General features: G+C 71.5%; 13 protein-coding genes. 11 read left to right on the top strand and 2 right to left on the bottom strand.

Going from position 1 to position 14,834, the window contains the following annotated elements; translation table 11 throughout:
• Positions 1-22 precede the first annotated feature (22 nt).
• The 3 genes from ACIO3R_RS14025 to hutI all read left to right on the top strand — a co-directional run bounded on the left by ACIO3R_RS14025 (position 23) and on the right by hutI (position 3,905).
• A complete protein-coding gene (locus ACIO3R_RS14025; protein ID WP_385034344.1) occupies positions 23-1,237 on the top strand; it encodes an allantoate amidohydrolase in 1,215 nt (404 codons plus the stop codon).
• A complete protein-coding gene (locus tag ACIO3R_RS14020; RefSeq protein ID WP_402105727.1) occupies positions 1,234-2,649 on the top strand; it encodes a formimidoylglutamate deiminase in 1,416 nt (471 codons plus the stop codon). Before ACIO3R_RS14025 ends, ACIO3R_RS14020 begins: the two co-directional genes overlap by 4 nt.
• 68 nt (positions 2,650-2,717) lie before the next feature.
• Entirely contained in the window at positions 2,718-3,905 is a 1,188-nt protein-coding gene (gene hutI, locus ACIO3R_RS14015; RefSeq protein WP_385034290.1) for an imidazolonepropionase, read from the top strand.
• A gap of 89 nt (positions 3,906-3,994) precedes the next feature.
• Here the strand turns inward: hutI and ACIO3R_RS14010 are convergent, their stop codons facing one another.
• The gene (locus tag ACIO3R_RS14010) at positions 3,995-4,957 is read right to left on the bottom strand and encodes an RNA polymerase sigma factor SigF (RefSeq protein WP_402106035.1); all 963 of its coding nucleotides are present in this window, start codon (positions 4,955-4,957) and stop codon (positions 3,995-3,997) included.
• 283 nt (positions 4,958-5,240) lie between these two features.
• On the opposite strand from ACIO3R_RS14010, the gene ACIO3R_RS14005 reads away from it, so the two are divergent.
• From ACIO3R_RS14005 to ACIO3R_RS13980, 6 genes are all read left to right on the top strand, one after another.
• On the top strand, positions 5,241-5,609 hold the full coding sequence (locus ACIO3R_RS14005) for an STAS domain-containing protein (protein ID WP_385034288.1): 369 nt from the start codon (positions 5,241-5,243) through the stop codon (positions 5,607-5,609).
• Positions 5,610-5,836: 227 nt separating this feature from the next.
• Entirely contained in the window at positions 5,837-6,376 is a 540-nt protein-coding gene (locus ACIO3R_RS14000) for an ATP-binding protein (RefSeq protein ID WP_385034286.1), read from the top strand.
• A gap of 203 nt (positions 6,377-6,579) precedes the next feature.
• Positions 6,580-7,251 (top strand): peptidase, encoded by a 672-nt coding sequence (locus tag ACIO3R_RS13995; RefSeq protein ID WP_385034284.1) that lies wholly within the window; start codon positions 6,580-6,582, stop codon positions 7,249-7,251.
• A 44-nt stretch (positions 7,252-7,295) separates the two neighbouring features.
• Positions 7,296-8,294, top strand: coding sequence for a hypothetical protein (locus ACIO3R_RS13990; RefSeq protein ID WP_385034282.1), 999 nt, complete (start codon positions 7,296-7,298; stop codon positions 8,292-8,294).
• Positions 8,291-9,424: a hypothetical protein gene (locus ACIO3R_RS13985; protein ID WP_385034280.1), complete on the top strand. Its 1,134-nt coding sequence runs from the start codon at positions 8,291-8,293 to the stop codon at positions 9,422-9,424. Before ACIO3R_RS13990 ends, ACIO3R_RS13985 begins: the two co-directional genes overlap by 4 nt.
• Before the next feature lie 38 nt (positions 9,425-9,462).
• Positions 9,463-10,818, top strand: coding sequence for a hypothetical protein (locus tag ACIO3R_RS13980; protein ID WP_402106033.1), 1,356 nt, complete (start codon positions 9,463-9,465; stop codon positions 10,816-10,818).
• A gap of 80 nt (positions 10,819-10,898) precedes the next feature.
• Here the strand turns inward: ACIO3R_RS13980 and ACIO3R_RS13975 are convergent, their stop codons facing one another.
• Positions 10,899-12,395 (bottom strand): peptide MFS transporter, encoded by a 1,497-nt coding sequence (locus ACIO3R_RS13975; protein ID WP_385041737.1) that lies wholly within the window; start codon positions 12,393-12,395, stop codon positions 10,899-10,901.
• A gap of 421 nt (positions 12,396-12,816) precedes the next feature.
• Between ACIO3R_RS13975 and ACIO3R_RS13970 the strand changes: the two genes are divergently transcribed.
• Both ACIO3R_RS13970 and ACIO3R_RS13965 read left to right on the top strand, forming a co-directional pair.
• Positions 12,817-13,494, top strand: coding sequence for a response regulator transcription factor (locus ACIO3R_RS13970; RefSeq protein ID WP_018524728.1), 678 nt, complete (start codon positions 12,817-12,819; stop codon positions 13,492-13,494).
• Positions 13,495-13,509: 15 nt separating this feature from the next.
• Positions 13,510-14,775 carry an ATP-binding protein gene (locus ACIO3R_RS13965; protein WP_385041734.1) on the top strand — a complete coding sequence of 422 codons (1,266 nt, stop codon included), beginning with the start codon at positions 13,510-13,512 and terminating at the stop codon, positions 14,773-14,775.
• Positions 14,776-14,834 lie beyond the last annotated feature (59 nt).

Below are 14,834 nucleotides of genomic sequence, written 5' to 3'. Positions count from 1 at the left end.
GTCGACCCTGTCCTTCCAGGACATGTGGCGGGAGCTCGCTCCCCTCGGACGGCACCCGGACAGCGGCGGCTACCGCCGCTACGCCTGGACCTCCGCCGACACCGACTGCCGTACGTGGTTCCGGGCGCAGGCCGAGGCGCGCGGGCTCGCCCTGGAGACCGACCGCAACGGCAACCAGTGGGCCTGGCTCGGCGACCCCCTGGCCGGGGACGCCGTCGTCACCGGGTCGCACCTCGACTCGGTGCCGGACGGCGGCGCCTTCGACGGGCCGCTCGGTGTCGTCTCCTCCTTCGCCGCGCTCGACGAACTCCGCGGCAGGGGAGTGGAGTTCACCCGGCCACTGGCGATCACCAACTTCGGCGACGAGGAAGGCGCCCGCTTCGGCCTCGCCTGCGTCGGCTCCCGGCTCGCCGCCGGGCAGCTGACCGCCGAGGCCGCGCACCGGCTGCGGGACGGGGACGGCGTCACGCTCCCGCAGGCCATGGAGGCGGCCGGGTACGACCCCGACGCCATCGGCCCCGACCCCGAACGGCTCGCCCGGATCGGCGCGTTCGTCGAGCTCCACGTCGAGCAGGGCCGCGCCCTCGACCTCACCGGCGACCCCGTCGGCATCGCCTCCGCGATCTGGCCGCACGGACGCTGGCGGTTCGACTTCCGGGGCGAGGCCAACCACGCGGGCACCACCCGGCTCGCCGACCGGCGCGACCCGATGCTCACGTACGCCGAGACGGTACTCGCCGCCCGCCGGGAGGCGGAGCTGGCCGGCGCCCTCGCCACCTTCGGCAAGATCGCCGTCGAGCCGAACGGCGTCAACGCCATCCCCTCCCTGGTGCGCGGCTGGCTCGACTCCCGGGCCGCCGACCAGGACACCCTGGACACCGTCGTCACCGGGATCGAACGGGCCGCCCGGGAACACGCCGAACGGGCCGGTATCGATCTCGACGTCGTACGGGAGTCCTTCACGCCCGTGGTGGAGTTCCAGCACGCCCTGCGCGACGAGCTGGGCGCGATCCTGAAGGGTGCCGCCACCCGTGGGGACGGTCGCGCCGCCCCCGTGCTCGGCACCGGAGCGGGACACGATGCGGGTATTTTGTCCGCTTCGGCCCCTACCGCCATGCTGTTCGTCCGGAACCCCACCGGGATCTCGCACTCGCCGGCCGAGCACGCCGCCGAGGACGACTGCGTGGCCGGGGTGATCGCACTCGCCGATGTACTGGAAGGTCTCGCGTGCCGATGACGACGGAGCCGCAAGCCGGACCGACAACCGAACCGGAAGCCGGGCCGACGGGCAGGCCCGTCCCCGTGACGTACTGGCTCTCCCATGCCTGGCTCGGCACCCATGTCGAACCGGGCGTCCTCCTGGAGGTGGCCGACGGACTGATCGCCGGGGTACGGACCGGGGTCGACTCCCCGCCGCCCGGCGCCACCGTGCTGCGCGGCCTCACCCTGCCCGGTCTCGCCAACACCCACTCGCACGCCTTCCACCGCGCCCTGCGCTCCACCGTCCAGGTCGGCTCCGGCACCTTCTGGACCTGGCGCGAGACCATGTACCAGGTCGCGTCCCGGCTCACCCCCGACACGTACTACGAACTGGCCCGCGCGGTGTACGCCGAGATGGCGCTGGCCGGCATCACCGCGGTCGGTGAATTCCACTACCTGCACCACGCGCCCGGCGGCACCCCGTACAGCGACCCGAACGCGATGGGCACGGCCCTGATCGCGGCCGCCCGCGAGGCCGGCATCCGGATCACCCTGCTCGACACCGCCTACCTCGCCGCCGGGTTCGGCCGCCGGCCCTCCCAGTACCTGAAGCCCGACCGGCACCAGCTGCGCTTCTCCGACACCACCGCCGACGCCTGGGCCGAGCGTGCCTCCCTCCTCAAGGGCGACGAGCACGCCCTGATCGGCGCCGCCGTCCACTCCGTGCGCGCCGTGCCCGCGGCCCAGCTCGCCACCGTCGCGGAGTGGGCGCGGGAGAGGCGGGCGCCGCTCCATGTCCACCTCTCCGAGCAGACCGCGGAGAACGACGCCTGCCTCGCCACCCACGGCTGCACCCCCACCCGGCTCCTCGCCGACCACGGGGTCCTCGGCCCGCGCACCACCGGCGTCCACAACACCCATCTCACCGGGGAGGACATCGCGCTGATCGGCTCCACGGCCACCGGCACCTGCATGTGCCCGACCACCGAACGCGATCTCGCCGACGGCATCGGCCCCGCCGTCGCCCTCCAGCACGCCGGCTCCCCGCTGTCCCTCGGCAGCGACAGCCACGCGGTGATCGACCTCTTCGAGGAGGCCCGCGCGATGGAGCTCAACGAGCGCCTGCGCACCCGGACCCGCGGCCACTGGACCGCCTCCGCGCTGCTGCGTGCCGCCTCCGCCGACGGCCATGCCGCGCTCGGCCGGCCCGAAGCGGGCATCCTCGAACCGGGCGCGCCCGCCGACCTCGCGACCATCGCCCTGGACTCCGTCAGAACAGCGGGGCCGGTCCCCAGGCTGGCTGCCGAAACAGCCGTATTCGCCGCCTCCGCGGCCGATGTGCGCCATACGGTGGTCGCCGGACGGCACATCGTGCGCGACGGGCACCACACGCTGGTCCCCGACGTCCCCGCGGCACTCGCGAAGGCCGTCGCGGCCCTGTACCGCTGAGCGCTCCCCAGGAGCCGCCCGGCCCCGCGCCCCCGCCGAAGCCGACACGCAAGGAGAGCAGTCCCCCGATGACGACGACCGCCATCACCCACATCGCCGCGCTGGTCACCAACGACCCCTCCCTCGGTGACAATTCCCCCCTCGGACTGATCCAGGACGCGGCCGTCGTCATCGAGGGCGACCGGGTCGTCTGGACCGGTGAATCCAGCAAAGCACCCGCCACTGACAACGCCGTCGACGCGGCCGGCCGGGCCGTGATCCCGGGCTTCGTCGACTCCCACTCGCACCTCCTCTTCGCGGGCGACCGCACCCAGGAGTTCAACGCCCGGATGTCCGGCCGGGCCTACACCGCGGGCGGCATCCGCACCACCGTCGCCGCCACCCGCGCCGCCACCGACGAGGAGCTCGACGCCAACGTCGCCCGCTACCTCGCGGAGGCGCTGCGCCAGGGCACCACGACCTTCGAGACCAAGTCCGGCTACGGCCTCACCGTCGAGGACGAGGCCCGCGCCCTGCGCGTCGCCGCCCGCCACACCGACGAGGTCACCTTCCTGGGCGCCCACATCGTCCCCCCGGACTACGCCGACGACCCGGCCGGATACGTCGGCCTGGTCACCGGTCCGATGCTCGACGCCTGCGCCCCGTACGCCCGTTGGATCGACGTCTTCTGCGAGAAGGGCGCCTTCGACGGCGACCAGGCGCGTGCCGTCCTCACCGCGGGCCGGGCCAAGGGCCTGCACCCCCGCGTCCACGCCAACCAGCTCGGCCACGGCCCCGGCGTCCAGCTCGCCGTGGAACTCGACGCGGCGTCCGCCGACCACTGCACCCACCTGACCGACGCCGACATCGACGCCCTGGCCCAGTCCGCCACCGTCGCCACGCTGCTCCCCGGCGCCGAGTTCTCCACCCGCGCCGCCTGGCCCGACGCCCGCCGCATCCTCGACGCGGGCGCCACCGTCGCGCTCTCCACGGACTGCAACCCGGGCTCCTCGTTCACCTCGTCCATGCCGTTCTGCGTCGCACTCGCCGTCCGCGACATGGGCATGACCCCCGACGAGGCCCTCTGGTCCGCCACCGCGGGCGGCGCGGCTGCGCTGCGGCGTACCGACGTCGGGCGCATCGCTCCCGGGGCCCGCGCCGACCTGGTCGTCCTGGACGCGCCCAGCCACGTCCACCTCGCCTACCGGCCCGGCGTACCGCTGGTGCACGAGGTCTGGCGGGGCGGCGAGCGCACCGGTGCCCGGCGGCACGGCTGACGTCACGTCGGCAACGCGGAAGGACCTGCCCCGTGTCGGGGCAGGTCCTTTGTCCGGCAGTCCTCGCGAGCGCGTCGCGAGGTGCCCGCTCATTCCTCCAGCGTCAGGCCCTTGCGGAGCTTGACCAGGGTGCGGGAGAGCAGCCGGGAGACGTGCATCTGCGAGATGCCGAGCTCCTCGCCGATCTCCGACTGCGTCATGTTGGCGACGAAGCGGAGCGAGAGGATGGTCCGGTCGCGGCCGGGCAGCGAGGCGATCAGCGGCTTCAGGGACTCGACGTACTCGATGCCCTCGAGCCCGTGGTCCTCGTAGCCGATCCGGTCGGCCAGCGCGCCGTCGTTCTCGTCCTCCTCGGGCTTGGCGTCCAGCGAGCTCGCGGTGTACGCGTTGCTCGCGGCCATGCCCTCGACGACTTCTTCATTGCTGATGCCCAGGCGGTCGGCGAGCTCGCCCACGGTGGGCGCGCGGTCCAGCTGCTGGGCGAGCTCGTCGCCCGCCTTGGCCAGGTCGAGCCGCAGCTCCTGAAGGCGGCGCGGCACCCGCACGGACCAGCTGGTGTCGCGGAAGAAGCGCTTGATCTCGCCGACGATGGTCGGCATCGCGAAGGTCGGGAACTCGACGCCGCGGCTGAGCTCGAACCGGTCGATCGCCTTGATCAGGCCGATGGTGCCGACCTGGATGATGTCCTCCATCGGTTCGCTGCGGGAGCGGAACCGGGAGGCGGCGAACTTGACCAGGGCCATGTTCAGCTCGACGAGCGTGTTGCGTACGTAGGAGTACTCGTGGGTGCCCTCTTCGAGGGACTCCAGCCGGGCGAAGAGCGTCTTGGAGAGCGCCCTGGCGTCCAGCGGCCCCATCTCGGAGGAGGGCGGGATCTCGGGAAGCTCCACGAGTCCGCCGGTGGTGCCTTCGGTGTCGCTGTGGTCACTGCTGGTGGTGCTGTCGCGCGTACCGTCCAGGACGGCCGCGGCAGGGGAGTCTGATTCGGTCAGTCCCTGAGGACATGCTGACGTCGCGTTGTGGGTACGCGGTTCGTCGAGCCGGGGTGACATGGTCTCCTCCATCGTTCTCGGCATATGGCTGCCGATGCCCATACGTGTTCCTGCGGTAAAGCGGCGCCTCCAAAGCCGGCCATGTTTTGGGTGTCCCCCTACCCTTACCCGGTCCCTGTGGGTCGTTACAAGCTCCAATTACCGCTATATGTCCGGTTTGTTGAGGTCTTCGGCTACCGCGTGGCCCACGGAACGCGTACTGTTTTAACAACGTCAGCGACAGGTGCAACGCATCTGCACGCACAGTGATGCAGACAGTGACGATCGGCGAAGAGGGACGGGCATGGACCGCGGGACGGTCGGCAGTGCGAACCGGGGTCGGCTTCAGGTCGAGGCCCGGACCGTGGGCCGCAGCGAGGTTGTGACGCCGGTGGGCGAGCTCGATCACCACACGGCCGATCTGCTGCGCGAGCCCCTGGAGAGCGCGGTCGAGCAAGGGCGCGTGCGCCTGGTGGTGGACTGCTCGCAACTCGAATTCTGTGATTCCACCGGGCTGAACGTGCTGCTCGGTGCCCGCCTCAAGGCGGAGGCAGCCGGGGGAGGGGTCCATTTGGCCGGAATGCTGCCCGTGGTGGCGCGGGTGTTCGAGATCACCGGGGCCGAGGCGGTTTTCACCGTTCACGGCTCCCTCGACGAGGCCCTGGACGACTGATCGTGGTGTGTTTCACCGCCTCGGCAACCTCATGTGTTGCGTGCGTCACGCGATCCGCGTAGGCGAAGTGGGTGTTGTCACGATTCGGCCGGGCAGGAGACACCCCGGTGAGCCCTCGGCGAGCCGCACGCTCCGTATCCGTCCGGCGCCTGTATCGGTGTCCGTATCTGTATTCGTATCTGTATCTGTTCAATGGCGACATGGTGAATCGGTGAGGTGAAGCGCTGATGAGCACCACCCGGCAGCATCCGCCGGGCGACCTCGGCCGCGAGCCGGAGGGCGCAGGCGTGGGTGCACGTACCGACGCGGGCACGCGCGCGGACGCGGGCGCCGGCGCTTCCTCCGGGGGGTCGGTCGAGCGGCAGTGGCGCACGCTGTCGCTGCGGCAGGTCAGCGGCATCGTGCCGACGGCCCGCGATTTCGCCCGGCAGGCACTCCACGACTGGGGCTGGCTCCCCGCCTCGACCGCCGACCGCCGTGCGGCCGCGGAGGACGTCCTGCTGGTCGTCTCCGAGCTGGTCACCAACGCGTGCCTGCACGCGGAGGGCCCCGACGAGCTCCGTATCGCGTGCACGCCGAAGGCGCTGCGGGTCGAGGTCGTCGACGGCGGCGCGGGACAGCCCGCGCCGCGCACCCCGCACCGGGCCGGCCGGCCCGGCGGGCACGGCATGTTCATCGTGCAGCGGCTCTGCCTGGACTGGGGAGTCGTACGGGTGCCGGACGCACCCGGCAAGACCGTCTGGGCGGAGCTGGCCGCCCCCGTATAGCCGCACGCGGGTCTGTCCGCCCGCCCCGGGGGCCGTGTCCCCCGGGCTCCACGCCCCTCGAAGAGCGCGCCGGATCGGCGCGCTCTTTGTCTTCCCTCCACAAGGCGCCGGGCGTACCTTGAGCGCCCAATCTGATGTGTCGTCAGCTATTTGGGCCGCACGGAAGCGGCGCACGGCGACTCCCGGCATGAGGGGAACTCGAGGTGTCGTACCAGAAGCGAACAGCTCTCGCGCTGGCGTCCGGACTGGCGGGGGCGGTGGTGCTGATGGCCGCGCCCGCCGCTCACGCGACGGTCGTGGACGTCAACTACAAGTGCAAGACCCCGATCGGGGACAAGGCCGCCGTGTCGCCCATCGACATCAAGAGCGTCAAGAGCGGCAGCGGCTACAAGCTCACGATGTCCTTCCAGAAGGGCGTGTCCTCCAGCCCGGTCGAACTGGGCAAGGGCGCGATGAACCCCAGCGCGGTGATCAAGGTCGGCGGTGCGGACCCGGGACAGCTCCAGGTGTCGGGACCGGCCAACTCCGCCGCGATCCCCGCCAACAGCCCCATCAAGATCAGTGATCTGTCGGGGACGTACACCCCGAAGAAGAGCGGGAAGGTCGACTTCACCGCCGGGGTGCTGACCATCAAGGCACTCGGTACGACGACGACCTGCACCCCGTCCAACAACCCGGGCCCCTCGCTCTCCCTCGACGTGAAGGCCGCGGGCGGCGGGGGCGCGCAGAGCGCACCGGACACCGGCGGCTCGCTGCCGAAGACCGGCCCGCTCGACTCGGCGGTGGCGCTCGGCACGCTCGGCGGCACGGTGCTGCTGACCGGCGCGGCCGGCGTGCTGTGGCTGACCAGGCGCGGGCAGCGGGCCACGGGCTGACACCCCGCCAACCGCCGCCGCCGTCACGCACCAGGGAGCCGCCCATGCCGCCGTTGACCGGTCACGCCACCCGACTCGCCCTTGCCGTACCGCTGCTCGCCGCCCTGTGGTGGGCCGTCGCCCCGACCGCGGCGGCCGGTGCCACCGAGCACCCGGCCGCTCCGGAGTGGACGGCGCGGCCCGTGGCGAACGGCGCCGGCCGGGACGGCGGCAGACCGTACTTCTACCTGGAGGGCCTGCCCGGCAGCGTCCTCCAGGACCGCCTCTCGGTCACCAACCCGGGTCCGGAGCCGGTGACCGTACGGCTGCGCGGCGCCGACGCGTACAACACCGCGAAGGGCGGTTTCGCGGTACGCGGCGCGCGGGGCTCCACCGGTACCGGGGCCTGGCTGCGCACGGCCACCGCCAAGGTGACCGTGCCCGGCCGGACCCGTGCGGAGGTGCCCGTCTCCGTCACCGTGCCCGAGGACGCGCTGCCCGGTGACCACCCGGGCGCGATCGTCGTCGAGAGCGACGGCCGCTCGGTGGGCGTCCGGGTCCAGCTGCGGATCGGCGGACCGACGCTGGCCGCGCTCACGGTCGAGGACGTCACGGTGTCCGGGCGGACCATCCACTACACGCTGGTCAACCGGGGCAACGCGGTCCTCGCGCCCCGTCTCGCCGTCAGCGCCGACGGGGTGTTCGGCAGCCTGCTGCGACGCGACGCCCGCACCTTGCCCGTCGAGCTGCTGCCCGGACAGCGGGTACGGCTCACCGAACCGTGGCGGGACACCCCCGCCCTGGACTCCGCCACCGTCCGGCTGCGCGTCACGGCGGCGGGCGGCGCGCACGGCGAGGCCACCGCACCGGCGCTCTTCGTCCCGTGGCTGCCGGTGACCGGGGGCGCGCTGCTGCTCCTGGCCGCGGCCGCCGCGGGCACGTACGCCCACCGGCGCGGGCGAGGAGCACGGCGGGGCGGGCACCAGGACGGGCCCGTCCCGTCCCCTGACCATCAACGGCATTCCGACGAGAGGCACTTGGTGAAGGCGGGAGCGGAATCGTGACTGGACTGACCGGACCGGCGGCACTCCGGAGCTGCGGCCGAGGGCGGGCGGCGGCGCTGTTCGCCGTACTGCTGGCCGCGATACTGCCCGCCCTGCTGCTGACCGCGACCGGGGCCCACGCCACCGGCCGCAGCGCGGCGGACCGGAAACCGGCGGTCACGCTCTCCGAGAAGCAGGCGGGCAAGGGCGGCGAGATCACCGTCAAGGGCAGCGGCTGGCGGGCGGACACCCTGCTGATGATGCTGGTCTGCGGGCAGTCCAGCCCCGCCCGAGGCGTGATCGGCGGCACCAACTCCTGCGCCAACGCGGACGGCCGCGCCGTCACCACCGACTCCAAGGGCGCGTTCGTCAAGAAGCTGCCGGTCGCGGAGCCGCCCGCGCCCTGCCCCTGTGTGGTGCACGTCGCCACGGTCACCGGGGACCAGGCCGTGGCCGACGCCGTGTTCGTCGTCGCCGGGCACCCCGTCGCCGCCCTGCCCAAGGCGGACGGCGACGGGAAGCTCGCCGTCCTGGCCACCACCCGGCTGGAGGGCGACAGCGGGATCCTCACCTGGTTCGGCGCCCCGGCGTCGCGCCGCCTCGTCCTGACCGTCGGCAATCTGGGCTCCGCCGCGGTCAAGAACCCGGTCTTCCAGGTCGGCACGGCACACGGCGTCTACGCCCCGCAGTGGGAGGACCGGGAGTGGCGCGGCACCATCGAGCCCGGCCGCAAGGCGCGGATCGAGCTGCCCGTCGAGCTGACGGCGGGCGCCCACGGCGACTACCAGGTCTCGCTGAGGTACGGCACGAAGGTGCTGGCCGAACAGCCGTGGGGAGTCGGCCGCCCCTGGGGCGTGACGCTCTTCTGGATCCTGCTCTGCCTCGTCGTGCCCGCCGCCGTGTTCCGTATCGGCATGGCGGTCGTCGACAAGGTGCGCCCGCGCTCCGCGCACGCGGCGGCCCGGTCGCGCCGGGGCCCCGACAGGTTCGCCGATGTGACAGCCCGGTTGCCGAGGCTGCGGCGGGCCCCCGCGCCGTCCGAGGGCCCCGCGCCCGCGGCGGCCGCGAGCACCACCACGGCCGCGCTGCCGTGGTTCACCCCTGATTCCGCACCGTCAGAGCACAGACCGACGACGAAGGGACATTCGTGAGTACGCAACGCAGGACGGTCGCGGCAGGAGTCGCGATGATGATCGGCGGGGCGGGCATGCTGCTGTCCGCCGGCCCGGCCCAGGCCGCCGACATCTCCTACAAGACGGAGTGCATACCCCCGGCCATCTCCGGACTGCCGCCCGTCGAGGGCACCACCCAGGTGCAGCTGACCGCGCCCGCGGAGGCGAAGGTCGGGGACACCGTCGAGGTGGTGTGGAAGACGGTCAAGGGCGCCTCCGACAACCCTGATGTTCTCGATCTGGAGAAAGACACCGTCAAGCCGACCGGCATCATCAAGCTGGGCGGCGCCGCGACCGGCGACCTGAAGATGGAGGGGCCGCGGGAGAACCCGGCGATCCCCAGGAAGAGTCCGATGATCATGTCGGACATGAAGGGCTCGCTGAAGCTGGAGAAGGCGGGTGACCTCACGCTGACGCCGGACGCGTACAACCTCAACGTCTCCAAGCCGATCTCCACGGACACCAAGTGCTCCCCGAAGGAGACGGTGAAGCCGGGCGCGACGATCAAGGTCACGGACGGCGGGGGAGGCACGGACGGCGGCACGGACGCCGGGGGCACGACCGCCGGTGGCACCACGGCCGGTGGTACGGCCGACGGCGGTACGGACGCGGGCGGTACGGACGCGGGCGGCACCACGACCGCCGGTGGTACGACGGCCGGCGGCACGACCGCCGGTGGTACGGACGCGGGCGGCTCCACCGGGGGCTCCGGCGGCGCCACGGACTTCCCGGGCAAGGAAGTCGTCGTGAACTACACCTGCCAGTCGCCCGGCCCGTCGAACGGCATCGCCACCAAGGTGACGATCAACGCCAAGAAGAGCGGCGGGAGTTACGCGCTCACGGTGAAGACCGCCAAGGGTGTGATGGACAGCCCCGCCGACCTGCCCGCGGGCGCGCTCAAGCCGTCCATGCAGATCGTCGTAGGGGGCGCCGACAAGGGCTCCGTCAAGGCCACCGGGCCGGCGAACCCCGAGCCCCTGAAGCTGAACAAGCCGGTCAGCCTGACCGACATGACCGGCACGTACAAGCCGGGCGCCTCCGGGAAGTCCACGCTCACCCCCGGCAACCTGACGATCGACGTCACGCTGGGCCCCTCGAAGATCAACATTCCGTGCACGGTCAAGGGCGCCGTGAAGGCGTCGCTCGAACTCGACACCACCGCCCAGGAGGGCGGCGCGTCCGGCGGTGACACCGCGGGCTCCGGCGGAGCGGCGGCGGCGGGCGGCGGCACGGCCTCCGGCGGCCTCGCGGCCACCGGCGCCGAGGACAACGGCTCCCTGCGCGCACTCGGCCTGGTCGCCGGCACGGCGATCCTGCTGGGCGGCGCGGTGTTCACGTTCACCCCGTGGCGCAGGCTGCGGTCCGGCCGGTGAGCTGAGTCCCGCACGGCACAACGGAAGGGGCCTGCGCACCGAACGGTGCGCAGGCCCCTTCCCCGCGTGGAGCCAAGAGGTCAGTGCACGTCGCCCATGAGCTTCGTGACCTTCCTGCGGTACATCCAGATGCCGAAGCCGGCGACGACCGCGAGCACCGCCTCGACCGCGACGGCGGCCGAGGTGTTCAGGTTGACGTCGAGCTGCGGGGACGTGAGCAGACCGGTCAGCGAGTCGCCCGCGGTGACCGCGAGGAACCAGACACCCATCATCTGGGAGCTGTACTTCGCCGGGGCCATCTTCGTGGTGACCGACAGGCCGACCGGCGAGAGGCAGAGCTCCGCGACGGTCTGGATGAAGTAGATCGCCACCAGCCACATCGGGCTGACCCTGCCGCCGTTGGCCGCGGTGTCGATCAGCGGGATCATGAAGACGATGAACGAGATGCCGATCAGCGTGAGGCTGGAGGCGAACTTGACGGCGGTGCTCGGCTCCTTGCCGCGCTTGTTCAGCCACAGCCACGCCGAGGCGACCACGGGAGCCGCCGCCATGATGAAGATCGGGTTCAGCGACTGGTACCAGGACGTGGGGAAGTCGAACCCGAACAGACTGTTCGTGGTCGAGTTCTCACCGAAGATCGACAGGGTCGAGCCGTTCTGGTCGTAGATCATCCAGAACACGGCCGCGACCACGAAGAACCAGATGTAGCCCGAGAGCTTGGACTGCTCGGTCTCCGTCAGCTCCTTGTCGCGCTTCATCCGGACCAGGACCGCGACCGGGATGACCAGACCGGCGATGGTGATCGGCAGCAGCGCCCAGTCGGCGAAGTTGCCGGTGACGGCGAGCAGACCGTAGAAGACCGTCGCGACGATCAGCCAGACCAGGCCCTTGCGCAGGACGGAGCTCTTCTCCTGCGCCGTCGCCGGAGTGGCGACGACATCGCTCTCCCGGCTGAGATGGCGCGAGCCGAGCAGGAACTGGGCGAGACCCAGCGCCATGCCGATCGCGGCGAGCGCGAAGCCGAAGTGCCAGTTGACCTTCTCGCCGATGGTCCCGATGGACAGCGGGGCGAGGAAGGCGCCGAGGTTGATCCCGATGTAGAAGAGCGTGAAGCCACCGTCGCGGCGCGGGTCCTCCGGGCCGTCGTAGAGGTGGCCGACCATCGTGGAGATGTTCGCCTTGAGCAGGCCGGAGCCGAGCGCGACGAGCACGAGGCCCGCGAAGAAGGACGCCGCGTTGGGCAGTGCGAGCGTGATGTGACCGAGGATGACGACACCGGCGCCGATGGCGACCGTCTTGCGCGGCCCCCAGAAGCGGTCGGCCATCCAGCCGCCGGGCATGGCGAGCAGGTAGACCATCGCCATGTAGACGGAGTAGATCGCCGTCGCCGTGGTGGCACTCATGTGCATGCCGCCGGGGGCGATCAGGTACAGCGGGAGCAGTGCCTTCATGCCGTAGAAGCTGTAGCGCTCCCACATCTCGGTCATGAAGAGCGTGGCCAGGCCGCGGGGGTGGCCGAGGAAGGTCTTCTCTGCGCCAGGGGGACTGGCAGGGTCCTTCGTCAGGCTGGACGCCATGGTCGATCCTTGCTTGCTCGGGACGCGGCGCCTCGTGCGGCGGTACGCGCCCGGTGGGGGGAGGCCGGCACCGACGCGGGTACGCCCACCACGTCGGGATCCACGCCCGGTGCCTTCATTGGCATACCGGGCCCGGCCCACAGGTCATTCACTGAAAACTTCCGGACTGGCGGGTACCAGCCCCGCACACAAAAGAGACCCCGGGCGCTAATAGCTGCCCAAAGGTCTTTGAGTAGTGCAACAGGCGTCAAGACACCATACGGCACGACAGAACTCGATATGAAAGGACTTGAGACATGAATCACAGGCCAGAGTGCCATCACGCTCCCACATTCGAAGGTCTGGTCATGAACAGGACGCAGACCCGCAGGGCTTTTGGATCACCTCACTCCTTGTCCGCTCCGCGGACTACCATCACCCCATGACCCGTGTACTGCTCGCCGAGGACGACGCATCCATCTCGGAGCCATTGGCCCGCGCCCTGCGTCGGGAGGGTTACGAGGTCGAGGTCCGCGAAGACGGTCCGACCGCTCTCGACGCCGGCCTCCAGGGCGGCATCGACCTGGTCGTACTCGACCTGGGACTGCCCGGGATGGACGGCCTCGAAGTCGCCCGCAGGCTCCGCGCCGAGGGCCACACCGTGCCGGTCCTGGTGCTGACCGCCCGCGCCGACGAGGTCGACACGGTCGTCGGCCTCGACGCCGGTGCCGACGACTACGTCACCAAGCCCTTCCGGCTGGCCGAACTCCTGGCCCGGGTCCGGGCGCTGCTGCGCCGCGGCGCCACCGAGCCCGCCCCGCAGCCCGCCACCCACGGGGTCAGGATCGACGTCGAGTCGCACCGGGCCTGGATGGGCGACGAGGAACTCCAGCTCACCGCCAAGGAATTCGACCTGCTGCGGGTCCTGGTCCGCGACGCGGGCCGGGTCGTCACCCGCGACCAGCTGATGCGCGAGGTCTGGGACACCACCTGGTGGTCGTCCACCAAGACGCTCGACATGCACATCTCCTGGCTCCGCAAGAAGCTCGGGGACGACGCCGCCAACCCGCGCTACATCGCCACCGTCCGGGGCGTCGGCTTCCGCTTCGAGAAGAGCTGACGTACAGAAACACTCATGCGCCGAAGACTGATCAACTCCACCCTCGCCGTGGTGCTCGTGGTGATCGCCGTCTTCGGCGTCTCCCTCGTCATCGTCGAGGCCCGCACCATCAGCAGCAGCGCCCAGGAGAGCGTGGACTCCGAGGCGCTGCGAGTGATCAGCGTCATCGAGAGCCGGCTCCTGGGCGCCGAGCGGATCAACCCCGACGTGCTGGCCGAACAGGTCGACGACAAGCGCTACGCCCTGGTGAAGATGCCCGGCCGCGCCCCCATCGAAGTGGGCGAGCGCCCCAGCGGCAGCGTGATCAGCGCCACCGAGGTGGGCGAGCACGGCGAGAAGGTCACCATCGAGGAGTCCAGCTCCGCCGTCACCCGCGAGGTTGGCCGCACCCTCATGATCATCGGTGCGGTCGCGCTGCTGGCCATCGTCTCCGCCGTCCTCCTCGCCGTGCGCCAGGCCAACAAGCTGGCCTCGCCGCTCACCGACCTCGCCGAGACCGCGGAACGCCTCGGCTCCGGCGACCCGCGCCCGCGCCACAAGCGGTACGGGGTGCCGGAGCTGGACCGGGTCGCCGACGTCCTGGACTCCTCCGCCGAACGGATCGCCCGGATGCTGACCGCGGAGCGCCGGCTCGCCGCCGATGCCTCCCACCAGCTCCGTACGCCGCTGACCGCGCTCTCCATGCGGATCGAGGAGATCTCCGTCACCGACGACCCGGAGACGGTGAAGGAGGAGGCGAACATCGCCCTCACCCAGGTCGAGCGGCTCACGGACGTGGTGCAGCGGCTGCTCACCAACGCCCGGGACCCGCGGACGGGCTCGGCCGTCGTCTTCGACCTCGACGAGGTCGTCAAGCAGCAGATCGAGGAGTGGCGCCCGGCCTATCGGGGCGAGGGCCGCGCGGTCGTCCGCTCCGGCAAGCAGGGGCTGCGAGCCGTCGGCACGCCGGGCGCGGTCGCACAGGTGCTGGCCGCCTTGATCGAGAACTCGCTGATGCACGGCGGCGGCACGGTGGCCCTGCGCACCCGGGTCACCGGCAACCAGGCGGTCATCGAGGTGACGGACGAGGGCCCCGGAGTCCCCGCCGACCTGGGGGCGCGGATCTTCGAGCGGACCATCAGCGGCCGCAACTCCACGGGCATCGGCCTCGCGGTCGCCCGGGACCTGGCGGAGGCGGACGGCGGCCGGCTGGAGCTGCTCCAGCAGCAGCCCCCGGTCTTCGCCCTGTTCCTCAGCCGGGTTGCCCTGAACAGAAACGAACCGGAACGCCCGGTGAGGTGAGACCGGGCGCCCGCCCGAGTAACCCCGGGCGCCCGCCCGAGTAACCCCGGTCCGTCGAT

It is taken from the genome of Streptomyces sp. NPDC087428 (assembly GCF_044744085.1).
In the GTDB taxonomy this organism is placed as follows: Bacteria; Actinomycetota; Actinomycetes; order Streptomycetales; family Streptomycetaceae; genus Streptomyces.
The sequence above is the reverse complement of the archived record's forward strand: the minus strand, read 5'-3'. Positions and strand labels throughout refer to the sequence as shown.